Here is a 6,316-nt window from a genome sequence, read left to right as displayed (position 1 = left end):
AACAATATTTTATAATAGGAAGGTATCACTTTTCTTGCGCCTGTAGCTCAGTGGATAGAGCAATGGTCTCCGGAACCATGTGCGGGGGTTCGATTCCCTTCAGGCGTACCATACTAGTTCGAAGCCGCGATGTGTATTCGCGTAGTATACGTAAACCTCCGTTCTCTGGTGAACGGAGGTTTTTTAGTGAAAAAAACCTTCCGCAATCGAGACGGAAGGGTAACGTACAGGGGTAGTACGTTAAGGGTACGTGAATGATTATAGTATACATGAATATTAGAGCTATTTCGCATGTACATATAGGTAGGTATGCCTTTTGTTGGGCAAAAAAAATAGCGCCGACTTCCTGCATCAATTAAGTCGAAAGCGCTAATCCCCAAGTTGGATTATACTAGTTGTTATGGATTACAATGCTATTATCTCACTGGTTGATCGTTGGTGCATTACGTAAATATTGGTAAATTCGACAGAAAAAAAGGACTGGAGTCTCCAGTCCTTCTTTACTTATCCTGCCTAAGGCTGAATATCCGCTAGAATCTTCTCGATATCCTTCACCATCAGATCAGCCGCGATGATGCCTCCAGCCGAATTCCAAATCGCTTCATTCACCTGATAGACATGTCCTTTTTTCTTTACATTCAAATTCTGCGCAAGCGGGTCACTCAGCCATTCCTCAGCGGTTTTGCTTGCTCCCGTGTCTCCCTCGCGATCGGAAGTAAAGTAAAAGAAGACATCACCATCCAGATCAGCCATTTGCTCTTTGGCGAGATCTTGGGTAAATTCATCCTTATTCTGCGCTTCCGGTCTAGCAAAGCCCATCTTGTCTAACAACACACCAGCAAAATTGTTCTTATAGTACACTCTTACTTTACCTGGCTGAAAGCGTGCAAGGGGGATTTCCAGCTTGGTTTTATCACCTAGCTTTGTCTTGGCTTCCTCGATGGTCTGATGAAATTCATCGAGTACCTTTTTGCCGTCTTCTTCTTTATTCAATGCCTCCGCATACAACTCAAAGTTCTCGATCATGCTGTCACCCAGGTTTTCGGTAAACACGGTCGGAGCAATCGCTGAAAGCTGCGTATGAATACTCCCACCACCTATAGAGGTGGGGGTTTCTTATGTGTCGTCCTTATCGGACGCTTAACACAAGCGGAGTTGACACAGCGACAGCCGACAGGCCGTCCAACCCCTCTATTCCATTAGCGAATACCTTTGGAACTTCTTTTCGCAAAATGTTGTAGGCTCCGTTCACATCAGCATTGATCAATGTCCCGTTTGCGCAACGGTACATGCCACGGTGAATTCGCTTCCCTGAAAAGGTTGCGATTGTATCGCTTTCACCATACGTAGGGATGTCGTCGTTATCCAGGAAGCTTGCTTTTGAAGTGTAGGATTCTTCCCTCACGATGGTTGTCATCCCTGACCGCTTTGCCTTGTAGCGAATCATTTGAATCAACAGGTTGTGCGGAATGTGGCAAAACGATTGATTGTTCCTTTTGCCCATATTGGATTCGCTTTTCCATTGGGTGTTATGACCAATGACAATCGTTCCGATCTGCTCTTGTAAAGCGATTTCCACAATGGCATGACTTGCCTTATGGAAGATGTCCTTGATTTTGAGAAATCGCTTGCGATGCAAACATTCCAGTCGTTTCGAGGTCTTTTGTCCTTCATGCGACTTCTTCCCTTGGCGCAAAATGCCAACATAATACGCCTTTTGCTTGTTGTAATACTGATTGATCGACTTGACAACTTTGCCCTTGACCAACGTTGGTGTTCTGCCTGTATTGGTCACAATGGTTGCAAGGTTATCAATGCCCAGATCAATCGCCATCACTCGATCCAAAGGATGCTGTTGCGGTTGCTCGTCACAAGTAAAAATGAGTTCCACCACATAGCGTCCGTAGGACGGAATCACTCGTACTTGCATAAGCCTCCCGTTTGTAAAGCCCACTTTCCCAATATTCAACCGTTGCTTCGTAAAAGGAAGCTTCAAGAACCGATGATTCTTGATTTCGCAATCCTGATTCGTGAAAATGAACTCTTTTTGTGGAGTACGGCAATACTTCGGAATCCGTGGCTTTCCTGACAAGGAAGTTGGATTGCTCTTATACTTCTTGATTAAGGCAAAAAAACTCTTCCAATTTTGAAACGCTACTTTCATGATGCTCTGACTGCTTTGCGTCGGTAAGGCTCGATAGTTTTCCTGCCCCATCGCTTTGAACAGTGCATCGAGGAAGTGGTAGCTGAGCATCGGATCTTCCTTGATTGGAAGGGGAAACAGGTTCGCTTTCACGTCTTTACGCTGCTCCTCAGGCTTCATGCCTTCCTTTGCCACCTTTTTCTGGAAGGCAAGAAATTGATTCTCATTCATTGCATCCAAATGTTGATGAATGAGGTCCATCACTTCCTGTTGGAGGGGTTGAAGCTCCTTGCCTTGGGTGAGAGCCGTATACACCTGCCGAATGAAGAAGTTCGTGGTGTTGTACAAGCTTTTGGCTTGTTGACACAACTGCTGAAAGTACGGAAAGAGCCGATGTCCTGGTTGGATCCAGATCTGGTAGGTTTGGTAGGAACCTTTGTCGTGCATGTGTTTTCACCTCCTTTTGCAAGCGTTCTGCATACGGAACATACGTTCGTTTTGTTCTCTTTGATTATATGCAAAAGAAGGAAAAAAGAAAAGCGATTCACCCCACCACTTATAGAAGTGGGGGTACTCTCGCTTAACTTAGATAGATTTTTTCCTGACGAACCTTGGTGCCCAAAATCAGATCGGGCTTCAGACTCGCAATCAATTCTACGTTGGGCTGTACCTCATCTCCTACTACTTCTACCCCATCCATTTGATCCTTGATATGGTCAAACCAAGGATTCCCGATCCATGACTTCACCGCACCCACAGGCTTGATCCCCAAGATAAGTAGACTTTCCGTACCTTGAGTGGTCAAGACGACGACCCGCTGCGGCGTTCCCTTGACGACGGTCTCCCCCATCGCGTGGGTAATGGTACGTGTCTCCTCTGCTGCCGGCTGTGCATTGCTTTCTGCCGGGTTGCTTTGCTGTGGAGCTGTCTGTTCGGCTGCTGGCGGTGCCGCACTTTGCGTGCCTCCTCCGCAACCAGCCACCAGAAGCGACATGATGAGTGTCATGAACAGCCATACTCTTCCTTTGGACAACATCGATTTCTCCTCCTCTAATTGATCACTTTAAGTAACAATGAGTATCATTATCAATTAAAAAATGTTAAAAAAAATAGGCGTTATGTAGATGGTCTGCCTCCTTACCTGTTCTCCCGGTGCGCATGGGGCGGTTCCAATGTTACAATTGTAACACTACCCCTTTTTTCTCGTATTTTCAATTCCTTTTGTACCTTTTGCTCTGAAAATAGACAAAATCAAGGATGTGTCACGTTTGTTGATCAACCGTATTAGCCGCTCCCAACAATCGAAGGAATGGATCATCTTATCGCTTTTAAAGCTCATGGAAACCCAGACATACTCCACGATTTCCATTACGGATATTGCTCGCATGCTCCAATATGAGTACCACCGAAACAATGGAGGTACAGTCGGTGGGTTTGATGTTAACAAAAACATTGACACCTCTTTCGTTGAAGAAGCTGTCAAGCTGATCGGCACATACGAGTAACAAACACGAAAAGCAGCCACCCTAATAAATGGATGGCTGCTTTTTTCATCGAAGTGACTACGATCTAATTGATCGTCTTATTTTCATGTTCTGGCTTAATGGGATCAATCGTATCCGGTTTGCGACCATATGCCTTGTTCGTCACCCAAATGGAGACCCATATGATTAACACCGACATAATGACCAATACTGCAATAAATCCGGTTGACATGCTCATAACCTCCATCATTCATACTCACTTATCTCTTTACTCCTATTATAGCTGATATCTCCCCCTAACTAGCATGCTTGGTTCTTCCAAATTCGTGAATATTTCTGAATTCTGCTCTTCATCAAGAGAGCGATAGACTGTCTTCCGCAGAAACAGGACATCCTAATAACGCATGCCATACCCTTTTGGAGGTGTCAGATGGATTTTACCAAGATGAGTACAAGCCAATTCGTTGCCAAGATTCACGAAGCTCAGGAAAAAAATATGCGCAGCCGAAAGCATCAAGGCTATGGCCACCCGGAAAAACGCCTGCCGAGCAAGCAAGGCATCTAAGCGCAGTTTTTCCTCCCCCTGTCACAACAAAGCCCTGGAGAGCTTCCCCAGGGCTTTCAAGCATCCTTCTCTTACTTCGCTTCACCGATGTATACTTTTTGACCGTTTTCGTATTTGTACACGTAGACGGACGCGAATTCATTGTCACCTTTGTCGTTGAAGGTCACGTTTACAAATTTCCCTTTGTACTCTTTCGTTTTGTGAACAGCTTCCAGCACTTGTTCACGCGTCGGCTTCTTGCCGCCATTCGCCTTGATCGCCTCTTCCAGACCATTCAGCATCACGCCCATGGAATCATAGCCGAAGGATGTAAAGATCCCCACCTTGTTGCCGGTTGCCTGTTCAAAGTCCGCGATCCACTTCTTGCCTTCCTCAGTGGCTCCTACATCGCCAACCGTTGAAGTGAATACGACGTTATTGGCATTTTCCAGCGCCAGCGATTTTCACCAGGTCAGCCGAATCGTAGCCATCTCCACCCATGAAGATTCCGGTAAAGCCTTTTTCACGTGCCTGCTTCACGATGATTCCGGCATCGGAGTAATAACCGCCGAAGTAGATCATTTCCGGATTTGTAGCGAGGATTTGGTTGAGTACAGCACCATAATCTTTCTCGCCTGCTGTCACGCCTTCAAAGCCAAGCACTTGTACGCCATCCTTCTCGAACTGCTTTTTCACTTCGTCTGCCAAACCTTGGCCGTATGCTTGCTTGTCGTGCATCAAGAAGGCGTTCTTCACACCCAATGTATTTTTCGCAAAAATCGCGGCTTTAGAACCCTGTTGGTCATCGCGTGCACAGATGCGGTGCACAACCTTTTTGCCTTGCTCAGTCAAGTCAGAGCCGGTTGCCGATGGAGATACCATGACGAGGCTCTCTTGCTCATATTGCGCGGCTGCCGTGACGGATGCACCTGTCGTAGCGTGTCCGACAACGCCGACTACATCGGGATTGGAGATCAGCATTTGCGCGACAGCTACGCCTTGTTTCGGGTCAGCCTGGTCATCTTGAGAGGAGAGCTGTACATCGAAACCGAGTTGCTTAAACGCTTCCTGCTTTTCCTTTAACGCATATTCCGCCCCTGCTTTGGCTGTACTTCCGTAATCGGAGTATTGGCCTGACATCGGACCTACTACGGCTATGACCAGCTTTTCAGCTGCAGCCGCTCCGCCGCCTCCACTGGATCCCCCGCTATTTTGGGGTGTTTCCCCACCTGATTGCTGTCCGCCGCCTCCGGCACATCCAGCCAACAGTGCGCTAACGGTTAATGCTGCTGCAAGAATTGACAATCTTTTCTGTTTTTTCATCGCATTACATCCCCCTTTTTCCTTTGCAGACAAACTACAGGAAACTGTAACCTATTTTAAGATAAATGGGAAAATTTGCAATAGATAAACTGGTTTTTTGCCTAAATATTTTTTACAGAAGTATATTGACCGTGAAAATGCTAATGCTTGCAGAAAAGAAAATGACCACTCCCAGTCAGGAAGTGGCCATCCATTTTTCTATATACACACAAACCATATATAAATTGATAATATTTGCGTGCAACTTATCTTTATTTTTCGACAGCGATACTCAGGTTATAAGTGCGAGAATTCTCATCATACGTCACTTCAGCACCCAGTTCCTGTGCAATGTAGACAAGTGGTACGAGCACAGCACCAGTCGTTTGGCGAGGCGGGTTAGGGACTCTTGTTTCTTTTCCGTTTTTGTAGGCAAAGGTGCTGTTTTTGTACATACGAAGCGCATATGTGTTATCTTTTGCAATCAGCAGGGACTCTTTCATCGTATCCCATGCCGCTGTACCGCCCAACGCGATCGCGAGGGTGCTGGCATTCACATAAGCCACTCCGTTTTCTGTCACTACGTCTTGTGGGAAGACGAGTTCTTTTTCATTCAAGTTCACTTGAATTTTTTGTTGTTGCACAGGCGCTGTTTGGGCAAAAGCGGCTGTTACAGCGACACTGCCCGTCAATAGAGCTGCTGTCAACAACATAGCTGGAATTTTCTTTAACATTTTCCACACTCCTTATTTATTAAGAAATATAACCCAATTGAATCAATTTCATAAATCTGAGCCCTACGGGCTCAAGGTTTTTTGAGCATAGAAAAAGGAGTACCTCCCC

General features: G+C 45.9%; 7 protein-coding genes, 1 tRNA gene and 1 pseudogene. 3 read left to right on the top strand and 6 right to left on the bottom strand.

Annotation, left to right across the window (positions count from 1 at the left end):
- Positions 1 to 36 precede the first annotated feature (36 nt).
- Positions 37 to 111, top strand: a tRNA-Arg gene (locus JZI27_RS24550).
- Positions 112 to 513: 402 nt separating this feature from the next.
- Here JZI27_RS24550 and JZI27_RS24545 read toward each other — a convergent pair.
- From JZI27_RS24545 to JZI27_RS24535, 3 genes are all read right to left on the bottom strand, one after another.
- The gene (locus JZI27_RS24545; protein WP_280209792.1) at positions 514 to 1,086 is read right to left on the bottom strand and encodes an ABC transporter substrate-binding protein; all 573 of its coding nucleotides are present in this window, start codon (positions 1,084 to 1,086) and stop codon (positions 514 to 516) included.
- A 43-nt stretch (positions 1,087 to 1,129) separates the two neighbouring features.
- The gene (locus JZI27_RS24540; protein WP_280209791.1) at positions 1,130 to 2,590 is read right to left on the bottom strand and encodes an RNA-guided endonuclease InsQ/TnpB family protein; all 1,461 of its coding nucleotides are present in this window, start codon (positions 2,588 to 2,590) and stop codon (positions 1,130 to 1,132) included.
- A 133-nt stretch (positions 2,591 to 2,723) separates the two neighbouring features.
- Positions 2,724 to 3,179, bottom strand: a complete 456-nt coding sequence (locus tag JZI27_RS24535; protein ID WP_251243185.1) for an ABC transporter substrate-binding protein — start codon at positions 3,177 to 3,179, stop codon at positions 2,724 to 2,726.
- A gap of 232 nt (positions 3,180 to 3,411) precedes the next feature.
- On the opposite strand from JZI27_RS24535, the gene JZI27_RS24530 reads away from it, so the two are divergent.
- Complete coding sequence (locus JZI27_RS24530) at positions 3,412 to 3,648, top strand: hypothetical protein (RefSeq protein WP_251243184.1); 237 nt, start codon at positions 3,412 to 3,414, stop codon at positions 3,646 to 3,648.
- A gap of 64 nt (positions 3,649 to 3,712) precedes the next feature.
- Here the strand turns inward: JZI27_RS24530 and JZI27_RS24525 are convergent, their stop codons facing one another.
- A complete protein-coding gene (locus JZI27_RS24525; protein ID WP_251243183.1) occupies positions 3,713 to 3,859 on the bottom strand; it encodes a hypothetical protein in 147 nt (48 codons plus the stop codon).
- 198 nt (positions 3,860 to 4,057) lie between these two features.
- On the opposite strand from JZI27_RS24525, the gene JZI27_RS24520 reads away from it, so the two are divergent.
- Positions 4,058 to 4,192, top strand: a complete 135-nt coding sequence (locus JZI27_RS24520; RefSeq protein ID WP_122911115.1) for a DUF4023 domain-containing protein — start codon at positions 4,058 to 4,060, stop codon at positions 4,190 to 4,192.
- A 71-nt stretch (positions 4,193 to 4,263) separates the two neighbouring features.
- Here JZI27_RS24520 and JZI27_RS24515 read toward each other — a convergent pair.
- Together JZI27_RS24515 and JZI27_RS24510 are read right to left on the bottom strand one after the other, a co-directional pair.
- Positions 4,264 to 5,494: pseudogene (locus JZI27_RS24515) on the bottom strand (branched-chain amino acid ABC transporter substrate-binding protein).
- Between the two features lie 251 nt (positions 5,495 to 5,745).
- Positions 5,746 to 6,207 (bottom strand): copper amine oxidase N-terminal domain-containing protein, encoded by a 462-nt coding sequence (locus JZI27_RS24510; protein ID WP_280209790.1) that lies wholly within the window; start codon positions 6,205 to 6,207, stop codon positions 5,746 to 5,748.
- Positions 6,208 to 6,316 lie beyond the last annotated feature (109 nt).

This window comes from Brevibacillus sp. AY1 (assembly GCF_029870785.1).
In the GTDB taxonomy this organism is placed as follows: Bacteria; Bacillota; Bacilli; order Brevibacillales; family Brevibacillaceae; genus Brevibacillus; species Brevibacillus invocatus.
The sequence above is the reverse complement of the archived record's forward strand: the minus strand, read 5'-3'. Positions and strand labels throughout refer to the sequence as shown.